Source organism: Pseudoflavonifractor sp. An184 (assembly GCF_002160305.1).
GTDB lineage: Bacteria > Bacillota > Clostridia > Oscillospirales > Oscillospiraceae > Lawsonibacter > Lawsonibacter pullicola.
In genome coordinates, this window is record NZ_NFKI01000004.1 from 19,373 (window position 1) to 36,633 (window position 17,261).

9 protein-coding genes are annotated in these 17,261 nt (G+C 47.1%); all 9 read right to left on the reverse strand.

The genetic code is table 11. From position 1 onward, the window contains the following. Positions 1-173: 173 nt before the first annotated feature. From B5F19_RS02660 to B5F19_RS02700, 9 genes are read right to left on the reverse strand one after another with little or no spacing between them, the layout of a single operon-like run. The gene (locus tag B5F19_RS02660; protein ID WP_087287646.1) at positions 174-1,253 is read right to left on the reverse strand and encodes a PDDEXK nuclease domain-containing protein; all 1,080 of its coding nucleotides are present in this window, start codon (positions 1,251-1,253) and stop codon (positions 174-176) included. An 18-nt stretch (positions 1,254-1,271) separates the two neighbouring features. Further along, positions 1,272-3,341 carry a protease Lon-related BREX system protein BrxL gene (gene brxL / locus B5F19_RS02665; RefSeq protein ID WP_087287648.1) on the reverse strand — a complete coding sequence of 690 codons (2,070 nt, stop codon included), beginning with the start codon at positions 3,339-3,341 and terminating at the stop codon, positions 1,272-1,274. 15 nt (positions 3,342-3,356) lie between these two features. Next, a complete protein-coding gene (pglZ, locus tag B5F19_RS02670) occupies positions 3,357-5,945 on the reverse strand; it encodes a BREX-1 system phosphatase PglZ type A (RefSeq protein ID WP_087287651.1) in 2,589 nt (862 codons plus the stop codon). A 17-nt stretch (positions 5,946-5,962) separates the two neighbouring features. After that, a complete protein-coding gene (locus B5F19_RS02675; RefSeq protein ID WP_087287653.1) occupies positions 5,963-8,545 on the reverse strand; it encodes an AAA family ATPase in 2,583 nt (860 codons plus the stop codon). Between the two features lie 39 nt (positions 8,546-8,584). After that, the gene (gene pglX / locus B5F19_RS02680) at positions 8,585-12,130 is read right to left on the reverse strand and encodes a BREX-1 system adenine-specific DNA-methyltransferase PglX (RefSeq protein ID WP_087287656.1); all 3,546 of its coding nucleotides are present in this window, start codon (positions 12,128-12,130) and stop codon (positions 8,585-8,587) included. 15 nt (positions 12,131-12,145) lie between these two features. Further along, a complete protein-coding gene (gene brxC / locus B5F19_RS02685) occupies positions 12,146-15,688 on the reverse strand; it encodes a BREX system P-loop protein BrxC (protein WP_087287659.1) in 3,543 nt (1,180 codons plus the stop codon). 14 nt (positions 15,689-15,702) lie between these two features. Continuing rightward, positions 15,703-16,263, reverse strand: coding sequence for a DUF1788 domain-containing protein (locus tag B5F19_RS02690; RefSeq protein WP_087287662.1), 561 nt, complete (start codon positions 16,261-16,263; stop codon positions 15,703-15,705). A 9-nt stretch (positions 16,264-16,272) separates the two neighbouring features. Further along, positions 16,273-16,878: a DUF1819 family protein gene (locus B5F19_RS02695; protein WP_087287665.1), complete on the reverse strand. Its 606-nt coding sequence runs from the start codon at positions 16,876-16,878 to the stop codon at positions 16,273-16,275. A 58-nt stretch (positions 16,879-16,936) separates the two neighbouring features. Beyond that, positions 16,937-17,152: a helix-turn-helix transcriptional regulator gene (locus tag B5F19_RS02700; protein WP_087287668.1), complete on the reverse strand. Its 216-nt coding sequence runs from the start codon at positions 17,150-17,152 to the stop codon at positions 16,937-16,939. Between the last annotated feature and the right edge of the window lie 109 nt (positions 17,153-17,261).

The following is a 17,261-nucleotide window of genomic DNA, read 5'->3' on the forward strand; positions in this document are numbered from 1 at the left end:
TGAAAAAGATGGACTTTCTTCGCGGTAAGCTGCAAAGAGGATGCCCTCTGTATGTTTTCCTGTCTGCACCCGTCAGAGGGAAATTGCGGGCAAAAATAGACTATGCACCCAAACACCAGAGCCTCAGTCGATGCCTTTTCGGGTGTCGGCTGAGGCTCTTTTTTTATTCAAAATCACGATGAGCTTTCATCTTCGTCAGACAGTTGCTCTTGCAGAAGCTTTTGCAAAGCTTCCTTACTCGGCAATACAGTCTCATACTTGCTGGCAAAAATCTGTGAATTGTCTTCCGGCAAAGTCATCTCCACAACCGCATTATTCTTATCCCTGCAAAGGATAATGCCGATGGTCGGGTTTTCCTCCGGCAGCTTTACCTTGCGGTCGTAGTAATGCACATACATTTGCATCTGCCCGATGTCCTGGTGCTTGAGTTCGCCGATTTTCAGGTCAAAGAGTACAAAACAGCGCAGCAGCCGGTTATAGAATACCAAATCCACCATGAAATGCTCTTCGTCGAAGGTGAAACGCTCCTGCCGCCCGACAAAGGCAAAGCCTGTCCCCAGCTCCAAGAGAAATTGCTGCAAGTGGTCGATGATCCGGCTTTCCAGCTCTGTCTCTGAGTAAGAGGGCAGCTCCGGCAGCCCTAGAAATTCCAATACATAGGGGTCTTTCACAGCATCCTTTGGAGATTCAACGGTTTGCCCTTCCAGTGCCAGCCGGTAAACCTTGTCCTTATCCGTGCTGAGCGCAAGCCGCTCATAGAGGGAGCTGTTGTACTGTCGTTTCAACTCACTGAGGCTCCAATCATTTTTCACGGACTCAATCTCGTAAAAATGCCGCTCGTCGATGTTGTCGATGCGCATAAGTTTCAGGTAATGCGACCAGCTTAGGTAAAATTTCCGACCGGTACTGACAGCGGGAAGATTTTTGGATTGGGGAAACAGTGTTTCCCCAATTTGATCCTGAGAATACACCACATAGAACCTTCGCATCAGTTTCAGGTTGTCCGCCGAATATCCTTTTCCGTATAGTTTTGCAAGATAGTTTGATAGCTCCTGCAAAAGCTTCTTCCCATACTCAGCTCGATCTGAACCGCCTTGCTCCCTTTCAACGATCATTTTTCCAATTTCAAAATAAGCGTAGACCATAGAAAGGTTGACTGCGGTTTTTGCATTTTTTCGAGCTTGTTCAATAACAGAAGAAATGCTTTTGAAAAACGAAGCATCTGAACCTATTTGAATTTCTTCTTTTTTCATCTAAAGCCTCCTGTAAATTTACTCGACACCGAGAGCCTTGTAAACCGCATCCTCCGCACTCTGGTAGAAGATTAAATTAAAGCAACCAATCAGTTCAGAAGGAACAGAGCCGAGGTCTGCTGCGGATGTAATAGGCAGCAGCACCTTTTTCGCTCCGCTGTCGAGACAGACTTGAAGCGCATTTGCTAGTTCGTCAACCTTGATCATCGTACCGGCTATACTGATCTCACCCAAAACGGCGAGGCTACTTATGGTTGGTTTGCCAAGCGCAATAGAACAAAGAGCAATCAGGGTAGGAAGGGCAAGTTTTTCGGTCATGCCGATCCCCTGCAGATCCTGATAGTTGATGATATAGTCCTTGGTCGTTGTGCTGATCGAGCCGCTGATCCTGCCAGCGTTGGCTTTCAGGTAGTTGAATGCAGTATTTGCCGCCTCTTTGCTCTTTGAATCAGAACCGATGCCGGTGCGCTCAAATTTGCCGTTGCCCGGTAGCATTTGAGATTCCAGCCGGAAAACACCGATCATGCCGGATTTCCCTTGGGAGACGGTGTAGACCTGTCCCGGATTGCACATTCCTTCTGGGATGAGTTTCCCTCCGCCCTGTTCCGGTACGCTGACATAGGACTCTTCAAACGTCTCTGTATCAATATAAGAGAAGTTGACATCGTAGAACTCCATGCCGCCCAGCTTCTTGAGCTGTTCCTTTACCCGCCGACGCATTTCCAGCGAGATTTTCAGGATTTTCTCAAGCTGCTCTTTTGAGTATTCTCCATCCGGGTACAGCAGCTTAATAAATCCGTCTACCATCTTGCGGACGGCAATGGTATCACGCTGGTTTAAGTTCTTGCCGAGCCGGAAATACTTGTCCAATTCGTCCCCATGCTGCTCTTTGCGCAGCTCCCGGATAAACTCAGCGAGGTAGTCGGAGATAAAACCGTAATCGTCTGTAAAGTGTTCCGGTCTGAACTTCGGGATCTCCCAGCCGGGAATATAGCAGTGGATTCGGTCAAGGAATGCCGTGTCCGTTCCCATCTCAGGCGGGAAGGGGTCAAAGAGGCTGGAGGTTTTGAGCAGTACATCCACACTCTGATTGATATTACCTACAAAGACCATAGAAGCACTTGCAGCCTTTTCTTCCTTACCACGGGCGAAGGAACCGGAAGCCATGTAGTCCTTCATGATCTGAATACCGTCTTTGTCCTTGAAATGGATTCCGGCGACCTCATCGAATGCTACGCAGTCCCAAAGCCCCACGAGTCCTACGGTTTTCCTACCCATATTGTAGAACAGATTCGCAACGGTTGTCTGACCACCGGAGACAAGGATGCTGTTGGGTGAAATCTCCTTGTAGATATGTGACTTGCCGGTGCTGCGCGGTCCCAGCTCGCAAAGGTTGAAGTTGTTCTCAACCAGAGGCAGAAGTCGAGTCAGCAGAAGCCACCGCTCGCGGTCATTGAATTTGTCCGGTTCCATGCCGATAGAGCGCAGTAGTACCTTGATCCACTCTTCTTCGGTGAAGGCTTTCCGTCCCTGTTTCAATTCGTTGATGTCCACATGGGGCATCTGAATGGGTGTCAGCTTGTGGATCAGGATCGGGGAATGGTGCTTATCCTCTTCCACATATTCGTACTCAAGCTGGACGATGCACCAGATCCCGCCGCAAAGCAGCCGGTCATACTTGGTCGGATATTCCTCAGAAATGGGGATATTCTTAATGCCCAGATTAGAGAACTCCGCCTCATAGCTGTCCGTCTTGATGTTCAGGTTGACGGTGATCTTATCAATCACGGTATAGCTGCCCCGCTGACGCAGTACAGAAAGGATCTTCTGGGCTTCGTCCGGGCGTACATAATTCTCTGCCAAAATATGCTTGACGTTGTTCACGCCAGCCTCAATGACCTCCGGATCGTCTGAACTGCAATACTGCCCCAGAAGGAACTCAAGGACGTAGACCGGCACATTTGCGCCCTCTTTAATCTTCTTTGTGAGGTCTTTCCGGACAATCCTGCCGTCGAATACCTGACGCAGTTTGCGGTTGATCACCGCATTTGCGTCCTCGACGGCATTCTCTTCCATGTAATCGCTCATCCTCAAAAACCTCCTTTACAAATCAAATCCAAAGTCATCTGCGAAGGCAATGTCGATATAGAACTCTACTTCCTCCGGCACGTTCGTATCGTTTGCAATGACTAAGCGGTATATCTTTTTGCTGTCATAAGCTCCTGCTTTCAGGTTAAAGCGCACCCGGAAGACGCGTTCAGACGCATTCAGGCTGGTTCGGTCTGCAATTACGGTTTGTCTGTCGCTGACCGGAACGCCTTCATCATCTGTCATGTAAATTGTATAGGCGCAGGGCTGTACCTTGTCGCCAACCGGTTGCCTTTGGAAGAAGTCGAGAGAGAACAGAAGGTTTGAAACCTTTCGGCTCTCGCTGAGCAGCTTCAATTCCGCATTGGAAACCTCGACGTACTTCTTGCTGCTTGTGCGGAGGTTCTTGAATGCGATAACCGGTACGCAAAGTTCCTGCAAACTCACGCCGCCATGCACATAGTTTTCGCTTCCACCGGAAATCTTGATCCGGGTGGAATCCTGCGGTGTATATCCCTTGAGCGGTGTGCCGCTGATCTCAGGGTCAAGCTGCACTGGAAGCAGATATTCACCCGTTGCAGACGGCTCGGTCAGGGCATAACGTCTACCAACCTCGTACACTTTCCCCGTGAAGGTACTCTTGCTAATTTTGTCCCCTTCGGTGAGAGGGCGGTAAGTATAGAGAAATCCGTGGTCAGCCGTGATGAAAATATCTGTTCCCTGCATATCGTTGACGACAATGCGGAGAATATTGGCAATCTCCTGAATAGCATCCTCGCAAGCCTCAAAGACCTTGTTCTCCGTCGGGGCTTTATCGCCAATGGCATCTATGGTGTTGTGGTAAATGTAGACCACTTCTTTGCCGCTCACAAGCTCCCTGCGTTCGGGTCGCTTCATGTTCAGCACATCGTTATATTGGATGGCAACGCTGTTTGGATTGCCAGCGCAGAGGACTTTCTCACGATCCTGTGTGGAGCTGGTAGGCAGTCCCTCCACATAGACACCCATATCCTCATCAACACTGATCTTGCGTCCGGGCAGCAGAGCCGCCATACCAAACTTGGTGATGGACGGGAAGATTGCTTGCATTGCTTCCAGCTTTGCCGTTCCCTTTGTTGTGCGGATCAGGGTATCGCACAACTGTGCTGCGACTTCATAGCGCAAAGCGTCTGAGATAATCACAAAGGCGCGGGTGTTCTTTCCGGCAAGGGGTCTGATATAGTGGGCGTAGAAATCACGCTGCTTTGCAATTTCAGAGACATAGCCCAGCGAAACAAGGTTGTCGGAGATCGCATTTGTCCAACAACTGGTCAGTTCCTTGAGATACCAGTTCTGATACAGCCCTTCCACATACTCCGCTGCGTGTTTCAGCTTGTCCTCCAAAAGCAGGTTGCTGTCCTTGAGGGTGCAGCCGAAAGCATAGTGGAAATGGCGATAGAAGCAGTCCATTTCGTAAGCATTCTCCGCATAGAGCTTCCAGACAGCCTTTGGTTCTACGATATGAAAACCGGCGGCATTGCTCTGATAGAACTCCTGCATCCTGGCTATAAAATAAAGACAGTCATAATAATAACTGAAATGCTCGATCCAGCCGGAAGTGCGGCGATTTTCCACCGTTTTCAGGATCAGTTCAGGCTTGACCACCTGTTCCGCCACTTCGGAGAAGAAGCGTTTCAGGAGAACCTCGTGGATCGATGGGAAGATGTCACCCGTCAGCAGCGTTTCAATCTCCTGCTTGTCAAAGCGGGAGGGGAGCTGCAATTCCTGTTCTACGGTGCGGCATAAATCCCAGAGCGCGGTGCTGTCTTCCCGGTTGCGCCATTCATGGACAATGCTGTAACAGTATGCCCGGTTGGACTCGGAAATGAAGCGTTCCAAACCTTTGAGAACGCTAGGATTCATGGTCTGAGCAAGTGCGGTCAGCAGCACATGGGAGGCGAAGAAGCCGAGCGGCTTGTCGTCCTCATGAATATAACCGGTGTATTTTCGCACAAGCTGCCAGAACGCTTCTATATTGCCGAACTTCTTGATATTATTCAGGACGGCATTGTTTTCCTCGTTCAATCCGGCGGAAAGGACCGCAATGAAGACATCCTGTGCCGAGCCGCCGGAAAGACCGGCGAGAACAGCCATGATGTCAATATGGAGCTGTAACGGGGTTTGATATTCCCGTCCAATCTTGCGCAGCCTTGCCACTCGATCTTTGTTATCAAAGAATGTTGAATACAGCTTGACCGTCCGGCGCATGACCGGGCTGGCATTGATGTTCAGCTCACTCATGAGGATCGAGTAGTAATCCGCCCGGAACTCTTCGCTATACAGCTCAATATCACGCAGCCAGTCGTCCTGCGGGGCAGCGTAGGAAAACGGGTTATAAATCAGATAGTTGCCGGTGAGGTCGTCATGGAGCAGCAGCATCTTCACGGCAAAGTTGTTCGTGCCGGTGAGCTTGACGATATTTACGCCGGGCAGATTCAGTTCGTCCAGCGTTGACTCAAATTCCCGGTCTTCGTCCTGCCAGAAGATGATCCTGCGCTGATAGAACTCCGGTAAAGAGGCAGCGAAACGCTCTTTTAGGTTGAATTGTATGGATTCTGTGGACATAGTGTTTTTCTCCTATTTTAATTGTTCTGTCTCTTTTTGTATTCCGAAATCCAATCTATATATTTTTGAATGTCCGATTCAATCTCATCTATAGAATATTGGATGATAGTCGCATCGGCAGGTTGAGAGTGTTCAATGAAGGAGTATTTGCTCATCATATCATCAACTATCTTACAATCTTTTTCTTCAATCGAAGAAAGTTTAATTACCATGTTATTTGTTCGTATATTCCGATGAAAACGCCGCACAATGCCTAGAAGTAGAACGTCTTCAACAGACCGTTCGACACAAATTCTAAACTGCTGGCAAATTCGGCCAATGCTGTCCCTATATTCTTCGGAATCTTCATCCAACTCTTTCGCTTGTAACAATCTGCTCTTTAGTCCGTTGAGCTGTGCTTTTACATTTCCGTGGTATACGTCCTCAAAGTCGGGAATCCCCTTTCCCTTCATTGCACTTCTGATATGTACTTCTTTCATGGCAACGTTGTTTCCCTCACACGCCTCACTTATTCCAACAAGCAAAGATATTCTGTGAGTAAAAACAATTACCTGTCGTTCTTTTCCAAGCTCTACAATACGCTTAGTTGCACTATCCTCATAATTCAAATCAAGCGAAGAAATAGGATCATCAATTATAATTGGTGTAAGCTCATCTCTTCCTGTTGCATCAGCAAAGAATGCCGCCAACGCAACAATTCGCTGCTCGCCTTCACTTAATATATCTTCTAATTTATACCTTTTTCCATCACCGGTATCTATTGATACTTTGTATGGTGAGTTTCCTTTTTTAGATTGTGCTTTTTCGAGCTTAACCCTAATTCCTGGTGCCATCAATCTAAGCTCTCTTGTAAAGCGTTCGATATACGCTTGAGTGATAAGAGAATCAGCCATCTTATTCGACTGAGTTGTAATTTTATTTGTGGTTAAATATTGTTTTGTGGCATCGAGAATTGATAGTTCTCGAAGGTTTTCAATTACCCTATGAATAATTTCTTTATTGTCAAAGACCCACTTCTGAAATTTTAGCTGTCTGAGACGCTGCTCTAATTCTGTTTTCTTCTCATCTTTTAGTGAATCTTGAAGTTCCTCAATTTCGTTATCGAGGGACTCCAACTTATCACAAAGCAACTTAGCTATAGGTGGGAGGTTTATTTGGCAAATCATATTATATCGCTGTTCTTCGTCACTAAGACCCTTGAGCTTTTCAATTTTTTGATAAACATAGGTGACACTTTGCAATTCACTTTCAGATAAAAGTCCGTGTAATGATGTCGTAATTGTTTCTGACTTAAAACTTCTATTAGTTAGACTATCACATAATTTATTGAAAGCATTTTTGGTCGATTGATATTCGTGACTGCAAGTTCCATTTATATATTGATCAATGCTCGATACCCTTTTCTGAATTTCGCCACTAATTTGTTGATGGCACAAAGGACATATAGAGCCTTCTTCTCCAAAGTGCATCCCACTATCTGTAAAAAGGTATTCTTCATAATACTTTTTCGCATAAGACCACAAGGTCTTCCAGTCGTCTGCACCGATACTTACTTGGTCTTGCTTGTCAGCACTTTTGCTAAACAAGATTTCAGTTGCTTTGAATCTCCGATTTGCTTCTATAAGCTTGCCATAAGAGAACTCTAAGTCGGTTCTGGGACAAGCTTTAATAGCGCTACAGATGTCCTCAGTGACAGGGGCGAGGGAATTTTTCATGGTAGTTATTGACTTGATTTTTTGTTTAACCTGTTCACTATCTAATTGTTTGGGCAATTTTTCAAACTCATTTTCTTTTGCTACATCCCAAATCAGACAATCAGGTGGAATGACAGTGTCCTTAGATAAGTTCGCAAGCCACTCGCATTCGGCAGAAGATCTAAATTCATCGGGAAGTTTTATTGATCGTTCTTTAATGTTTTCTTTCAGTGATGATATATAATTACTAATTTTCTCGGCTATTGATGCAAGTTCTGATAACACTGTGAAAACAAAAGGCTGATACGAAACATTATTTGGCGAAGTAATATATTGGTTTGAAATTCGTGTGTCAAACACATCACAAGTAGATAATAGAGAACGTTTAGGTTTTCTTGTTAAGCTATATACCTCTTCCTTAGTTTCTCCGTCTTGCGTTACCGTGACTTTACATTTTGCCTCTGCCGATCTGGTGTCTGTGAAAACATTCGGTTGGATCGGTTCTTCATAAGGACATCCGCTAAGGGTTTTGAAAATGCGCATAAAGCCTGATTTTCCTGCCCCGTTTAACCCGTATATTGCTGTAACTCCGCTTTCAGAAAATTCAAGACTAACATTTTCAGCGAGCGCATTTACACCACTTATGTCTGACAATGTTGTAACTGCCAGTTTAGGGCTATGCTTGTAATGTATAAGATCAGCCGGTTCAAGGTAGTTATATTTAGGCAGGTCTTCATGTTTTGATTGGGATATGCACATACTGGCATAAATTTTAATTTGCTCTTCATCTATTTTTTTATTGTTATAGATTCTCCATGCAGCATCTTGAAGCCATAACGGCTGCCCGTTAAGCCACTCATCAAATTGAGCATAAATTTCATCTTTTGTTTTATCTATGCTGGTCATGCAATATACCCTCCCTCTGCCTATTTATACAAACAAGACTTACTTAATCTTCGCCAGCACGTCCGTAAAGAGTGCGTAGTTGTGCTTTACGCCATCATCGAGGTCGATAGAGATATTCTGATTGGCAAGGTGATGGATTTTTTCTTCGTATTTCTGAATCTCCAAAGACTGATCTTGGAGCGTCTTCTGCTTCTTGGTCAGCTTTGCCCGTTCGGAGCCGGAGGCGTGTTCCAGCGCATCTGCAAGGTGGGTGAGCTGGGTGCGGTAACGCTCCTGCTGCTCATGAACATAGTCAGTACGCATCCGGGCAAGGAGGTCGCTCTGATACCGGTGCATATAGATCAGTGCCTTGAAGCCGTTCTTCTTTCCGCTGTCAAAGAGCCAGTAGATAGGTCGCTTCTGGTAAGTTTTGCAGTGATCGGCATAGAAGTCGTTCAGGAAGTAGCTTCGGATGACCTCACGGGGCGTTCCCTTGCCGCCGAGAGCGTCTGCAATGAACTTGAGGTTTTCTCCCAGCGTATCGCTGCCGTAGACTGCCTCCACCCACTTCACAAAGCGTCCGGTAATATCGTCGTCGAAGTAATCGTCATCGCAGATGGGAATAATGTTGTCCTTATCTGGGATAATCGTGCTGTACTTGGAAGTATCCCAATTTCCACCCGCATAGGCGAGTCCTTCCACGTCCAGCGAGTACCGCCCAAACATACAGCCAACGGCATAAGATATTATTGTTTTAACTACTTCTTCATAAGAATACTCAATAATCGAGAGTTTTTCATCAGGCACATCACAGCGAGTTTTTTTCAAATTATAAATTGTTGCAATAATTGTGTTGATTTTTTGCTCATTCTGTCTCAATCGTTCACGAGCAGACTTCATGTCGTTTACGAATGACTTTACTGCATCTTTAGTAGATGTCCCTTCGATAGCAGCGCATACTTTGAAATCCCAACTTGTTTCTTTTGAATCCCAATCTTTTCTGAGTAAACGAATGTTATCTTTAACTAAACAAATCAGTTCTTCACTCTCAAAAATCTTCTTTTCCAAAGGAAGTTGTATAATATCCCCAACTTTGAAGTCCATCGTGGGCGAAATGACTTTCAAATACCGCATGGCCGTCGTGCTATTGAGGAATCCGAGAATGGCATACATTGCTTTATCACTACTTGAAAATCCTTTAGCCCCCTTGGAATCAAACAAGAAACCATCATCAGACCACCGAATAGAAATATCGCCAGCACTAATTGATGACCATGTTAGTCCATGTCTAAAAGCATATTCACCGTTGTAGTTGTGCGACCGAATACGTCCTGTTCTTTTATCGACATTATTTCGTATTCTCTGCCCATCATTTTCCCAATCCACAACATAGTCATTGTTTCCATACCATTTTCGATAGTCACCACCCTTATTGTATGGGAACCATTTCATGTGGGATTCATAAGCAAGTGTTGAGTTCGCACAATTAAAGTAAATTTTATTAAATGCAACCTCATACCACATTCGTAAGAATACATCGTTTCCCGCCGTTGCCATTCCTTCTCTTGTTGTAAAAATATCTCCGAGAAGGCCCTTAGTATATGCACTAATCATTTCGTTTGACATAGTATAGGCAAACGGAATACCTGGAACTAACATGAACATATCTTGTTTTGCTGTGTACGCAATTTGATTTCCAGTATCACAAGACTGTTCAGGTATTCCAGTGGACGTGTCATATTCATTAAAATCAAATCTGTAATTTCCATCTTTTTTTGCATTTAAGAAAATGTCTCGTATATCCTCAATTTGTATAAACTGGAAGGTACGTTCGTATAACTTAAAGTATCTCGCAATATAAGCTTTGATATGGCTGTTTCTGTACACAAATGACACCGAACCAAAATCAATTCCAAAAATACCTCTTCCCATTTGGACAAGATTGCAGAATGACTTTTCAATGAACAGCTTTCTCCTCAACCTTTCAAACGACACCAGTGATGTCAGAGAAGGTTGAGTGATCATTCCTATGAAGCCGCTTTTCAAGGCATAATCAGACGCTTTCTCGATGAAAACGGCAAACATATCTGTCTTTCCGCCTATAAAGTGTTTATTAACATAATCAACTAATTTCTTTGTACCACTACTTATTTCCATGTATGGAGGATTCGTCACAACCACATTGTACTTCTGTGCCATGACCTCAGCAGCCTGAATCAGCGGCAGAACAGTATTCAGCACATTTTCCCGATACAGACTGATGTCTTCCCTGATTTCTTCCACTCTTGCATAGAGGGCGGCGAAATCCACCGGCGTAATGTTCAGGATCGAGCCATATTCTTTTGCATCCAGAAGTTCGTCTACCAGCGTTCTGAAATCCTTTTTGAGCTTCGTATCATTGTTTGTGAAATAATCTATCGTTGCATTGTCCAGCCCGTTGCTCTCCACAATGGCATACATATGGGGCTGGATGCCACGAGAAAAGATGCGACGGTCATACTGTCGCGCTTTCATCATGACAGCAAAATAGGCGAGCTGCGCCGCCCGGTCATCTATATCCAGACCGAAGAGGTTATTTTGCAAAATGCTCTGGGCTGCGTCCCGTTCACTGACACCGTACTTCCTGTAAATCTGGATCAGCACGTCAAAGGCGTAGACAAGGATATGCCCGCTGCCCATGCAGGGGTCGATGACCTTGATGTCCTGCGGCTTGAGAGTAGCATACTCAGCGTGGATTTTGTCAAGCTGCGCCTGTACCTCCGGCTCCTGTTCCGCTTCGTCCAGATAATATTTCCAGTCGGATTTCAGCCTGTCGTCGGGATGCCCCTCGATCCAGAGCCGTCCGAGGCTGTTTTCCACCATGTAGCGGACGATCCAGTCCGGCGTGAAGAGCTGCGTCGCAGAAGGGATGTGCTCCTTGCTGATTTTCACGTTCTTCTTGAGCAGGGCAAAGGTATCATCCTTGAGTTCGGAATTGTAATACTGGTACAGCCAGCCGATGATCTGCACCTGATCTGTCCAGTCTTCTTCGGGAATGTCTGTGACCATGCGCCCCAGAACACTGTCGGCTTTCAGGATATTGTTTGGAAACAGCAGCTCGGTATAGCCGCCCATTTTCTCAAACATCCGGGGCAGAGCCTCGTTCAGAGCGTTGCACTGTGTCAGCAGCAGATAGCGGTAGAGGTCTTCGGTCTGGTTGCTCTCGATATACGCGGCAACCTTGTCCTTGTCCAGCCCCGGCAAATCCAGATGCAGCGCGTCGCTGAGGATTTCCGGCTTGAACGCGCCGGTGCTGTCCGAGAAGACGCGGATATGGCTGGGCAGATAGTTGTTGACTTCCATAAAGCGCAGGGCGATAAAGCGGTTGAACCATGTGTAGGCAACCTCTTCCATGACCTGTGTATATCCCTTCTGGCGGATCTGCGCCACAAGCTCCCTGCGCTGCTTTACCTCGTCAGAGGTCAGGGCATGACCTCCCACGGTCACGGCATCCGCCTCGCCGTAACCTTCCTCAGTAATTCCATATTGATAAGCCTTTTGCGATACCTGTGCGATCAGTTCCGTCCGCGCCCATATCGCAAATTTCTGTATGGCAGATTTATTCATTGCGGTTTCTCCTTCTTAGTTAATCTGGATGCCGTCGCAGCTTTCCAGCGTCTTCATCAGCTTCTCGCGGATTCCCTCCACATACTTGTCAACGTCTTCTTTGGATTGCAGACGCTTGACGGTGCAGAGGTCGTACCGGCGGACAGAGGTGATCTTTTTCGGCTTCGGTGCCGGGGAGCCAGCAGGAGCTTTCGTTTCCGGCTGGGAAGGATGGTTGTCCGATACCATAACCTCCATCCGGCGGCAGATATTGTCCTTGTAATTGAGAAGCTGGGTGATCATAGCGTCCAGCTCCGTGAGAGAAGTGGCTTCCTTTGCCGCTTCGCGCTTGTCCACGAAATAATCGTCCGCCTGACGAAGCAGAGCTGTTGCGTCACGGGCTTCGGAGGCGAGCTGATGAACGTCCTGCATACACTGGCAGACATTCTCCAAAACCTCGTCCCGTTTGATGTCCAGCAGATTGTTGTAGGCGGCCTTCGCCTTGCTGATCAGTTCCGGCAGCTCCCCGATACGGTCATAGGGCTTGGGCATGGCAAGGATCGTCGAAATCTGACGGAAGACTTCCTGCGCGTCGGCATCCATTGCAAAGTAGTCCCGCTCTTTGCTGATTTTCTCCATCTGACGCCGGGCTTCGTCATAGACGGGGCGTTGGGACTTGAAGAACAGCTCCACGCCCTCCATGTCTTCGATAGAGTCCAGAAGGTCGTCCTGTTTCTGCACCATACGGGAGAGAAGAGCCACGTTGTCCTTGCGCTGGCTCAGCACGCCGGCGGCAAGGTTACGAGCGGTTTCCACAACTTCCCGTTCCGGGTATCTCACTTGCTTATAGGCTTCCAAAAGCTCATTGTAGTGCTTCTCTTTTTCCTCGAAGGTGTTCAGCACGAAACGGATCAGCCCGTCCTCGTCGGAGGGAATGTCCATTGCGCCAAGGTAGTCCCGAAGAAAGTTAATACTCTTTCTCATCAGGTCTTCTGAGGGGGCAATCCGACGGGTCACAATCGCCTTGTCGATCTCTGACCGTTTGCGCAGATAATCAACCAACCTGCGTTCGTCCTTGCCCACAATCGCGCCGCCGTATTTGATCGAAATCTTCTGCTGGGCTATCAGACGGGCAACCAGAGCTGCAATGTCGATTTCCCGCCAGCCGTAGGGGATCGCGCTGTATCTGCGCTGTACGTCACCCATAGAGGTTGTGAGCATCTTTGCGTTTTGCAGTTCCAGCCATTGGCTGATCTCGTTCAGGGCATCTTCGTTGTTTGAGCCGGTCCCGGCAAAGGCACCCTGCTCATTGTCAGTCCCATTGAGGATCGCAAGGATGTCTGCATCGCTTTCCACAAACTTGTTGACCATACCGAGCTTGGAATACACGCTCTCAACCAGACCGTTCAGGGCGACATCCAGCTTGTCTTTCGCGTTGCCAGCTTTGATGTCCATGACCTCGCCGTGGACGAGAACCTTTGCGCCCACAATGGCTTTCTCGATATAGCCACGCGCCCGCTCTTCAAGGGTGCGGGCTTGCTGCTGCCGTTTGCGGATAATATCCTGAATGCTCTCCGGGAGCTGGGAGACGTTCCGCTGCTTGACATACTTGCGGATTTTCATTGCCTGTTCCAGTTCCTCGAAATAAGGAGTTTCATTGGAGAGAACGACAATCGCCTCGTTGTTCACCTGAGAATCCATGATAAGCCTCTGATCTGGCGCACCGTAGTAGTCACTTGCCACGGTCACAATGCGCAGCCGCATCCCGCCGGAAGCAGAGCCGTTCAGCGTCTCGTCAATGTACTGGTCATAGGCAAAGTCATACTTGCCGTACTTAAACTTCTTCGCCGGATAGATTTCCCCAAACACCGTCTGGGCGATACTTGCTGTCACCTGTGCGCTGTCTACCACCGTGTTTCGGATGTCGATGGCAATATCCTGCTCTTCGTCGGTCAGGAAAGCATAGGTGTCCCCGTTGCGGGAGATATAGTTCTGAGATAGCAGCCGCTCAAGGGACTCTGTGACAGAGGTTCTGAGGGCAATCTTGTCGGTGCGAATGTCGTCAATCATTAGGATTGCAATGTTGTCGATATTCGCTTTGATGTCGTCAATATACCGGACTAAGTACAACAGTTTCAGGACGTTCACATCCTGCTGTTCTAAACCGTCATGATTGTCCGCCGCAGTCTGGCAGCGGTCAATGACACGCCGGATCGCACTCTCAAGGAAGGTGTGGACGGTATCATAAAAGAGGTAGAAGGGGACAAGGGCATTCCCGTCCTTATTCTGTACTTTCTGTGCTGCCTCTTGGAAGCCGGAGAGCATGGAACGCTCACCGCCGGAAAGGTGCTTGCCGGAATTGCCGTGTTTCCGGATCTCTGCAAGTACCTTCTGGATAATGATGAACTGATATGGAACAAAGGGGAATGTGGCAGAGTACTCTGCACTGTCCGTAAAGCCTTTGATGTCCAGAACCGGATTGTTAAAGGTGTAGAGGTTCTTTAGGACGGCGTGTTCTTTGTCGTATACCATGCGGAGAAGCTGGTCAGCCTCTTCGGTCTTTGCCAGCACACGTTTTTTGATGACCTCATCAACGGAAGAAGAGGACAGACTGAGACGAGTATTGAAGCGTCCCTGAATCTTAGAAAAGTCATCGCCGGAGATATGGACAACGGAGTCAATCGCTTCTTGGCTCGTGACCATAACCCAGACTTTCCCCATGCAGCGGGTTCCGATTTCTTCCACAAGGGATTGCAGATTGATCATCAGATCCCCGTCTTCACCGATATACTGACCAACCTCGTCCACCATAAAAAGCAGCCGGAAGTTCTTGCCTTTTCCGTCCACATATTCTTTGATGGCCGCAACGAGCTGGGCAATGCTCAGTTCATTTGTCTCTTCGCCGTTAAACCAGTTACGGGCAGCCTGCTCGCTCATACCGAGAACAGACTGCAATACTTCCACAATATCGTCCTCAAAGAAGGCAAAGGAGTCCCGCGTTTCCATCCACGGTACGCCATTGATTTCTTCAAAGGCAGCGCGGAACTGCTCCGTCTTGCCCTGTTTTTCAATAAAGCGTTCCAGCTTGGCGATCTTCAAATCGTCTCCATAGAAACCGCAGTGGTTATAAAACATCTTGGCAAAGACACGCAAGACAGCAGTCTTATCTTTCGTGATCGGACCCTCAATGTCGATATTGAACAGAATGGACTCCGTAGGCACCGAGACGCATTTGACCGCAGTTGCGTACATCATGGGATCGTCAAATTTGTCCTTGAAGTAGTCCATTGCTTTCTTGCCGTACACTTCCTTGTTTTCGAGAAGGTAGGACAGAATCTTTAAGAAGTGAGATTTACCACTTCCAAAGAAGCCGGAAATCCACACGCCGATCTTATCGTTGGGATAGTCGATGGCTTTTGAGTAGTTATCAAAGAATGTACGAAAATGTCTGCGCAGCTCCTTCGTGATGATATACTCACTCAGCTCCTGGCGCAGACTGTTGTCGTCGTTCTGGGAAACCTTAATGACACCGTTAATGTCTCGGTTGATGTCCTTTTGGAACATATTTTGTATCTTCATGGTTCTTGCCTCCGTTACAGCAGATTAAAAGCCCGGTAATAGTGGCCGTCCAGAAACTCGTTGAAAAGGTTGAGCGTCTGTCCGTTGAAGCTACCCGGATAGAACATCACAATCGGAATATCCTCAAATAAATGCTGCATACTGTCCAGCATCTTGTGGGAGCGCATAAATGGGTGGATTTTCCCGATCCCCGTCATGAACAAAACGTCCTGCCCTTTCACATGAGGGGGGTAGTCCATCCTTGCAAGCAACGCCTCCGGGGTAGCGATTTTCTGTAATTGGCTAAGAAGATAGTCCTTCCCGCGTTTGTCTTCCAAACCCGGAACGGAACGCAGGACACGCTTGTCTTCCAGCAGGGAAAGGAATATCTCATAGAGGTCACACTCGATAATTCGGTACGGTGTATTTGCTTCCGTCTTTAACCTTCGGATATAATCCTGAACCACAATCTCGTCTTTGGGGTCATAGCAGAAAACATGGATGCCCACCTCATTGCTCAAGCCTTTATTGGCAAGGAAACTCGGATCAGAAATCCGGTCTTTGATCCGATCCAGCTCTTGTTTTATCATGCCCATGACCGCCTCCTATCGAAAACTATTAAATGCTGGCAGTGCTTCATAATCGTTGTTGGCTCTGATTCCTTCTTCCAGCTCTTCGCAGAGAAAAACCGGATTCAGAGTGGTAGAGCGAATGCCGTCAAGGTACTCCGTCTCAACCAGCATCCGTACCAGCACGCTTTTAATTTTATTGACTGTATTTTCACTCCATGCAGAGACAGAATCGTTCTGTGCTTGAAGCCGGGTAAAGAACGCGTTCAGGTCTTTCCGTGAAAAGCTAAAATCCTGATTGCTGTATTTTTCGCCGATGACCTGTATCATAAATTCCCAAACCAAACGGTTATATTTCATAATTGCATAGAGGTTGATCTGTTTCGCTATTTCGCTGGGTGCGAATGCAAGCTCATGCACAAGCTGCTCGTTGTTAAGCGCATCCAGCCGCTTATAGCAAGCCCTCGCCAGACGTGAAACCTGACGCTCTGTGGGATATTGAAATAAGTTGTCTTTTTTGATTATCTCGATTGCCTCTTCAATGGTTTTACCGTCAATGTAATATTTCGCGGCAATCCTGATCTCATAGAAGTGGAACTGCTCAGCCGTTAAGCTGCCGTTATATAAATACGCCTGATCCATCACCATGTCTCCGTTTCTATTCCGCCTATTTTATCATACACCTTTTCCTATCCCAAAATCAGGACTCCGTAGTGTCCGGTACAAACTCTACAATGTCGCCAATATTGCAGTCTAAGGCGGTGCAGATTTTGCGAAGAGCTTCCATAGAAACATCTTCGCCCTTTCTGAGTTTGGTCATGGTGCTCGATGATAGGCCACTTGCTTTATGAAGATCAGCTTTACTCATATCTTTATCTACAAGGAGCTTCCAGAGTTTTTTATAACTTGCTTTCATCGTCTCACCTCCATATGATATGGAATTATTCTACCATGGCGCTGACTGAGATACAAGACAGTATCATGGAAATCGGACTATTTCAACGCATTTACAAGAGATTTACCTG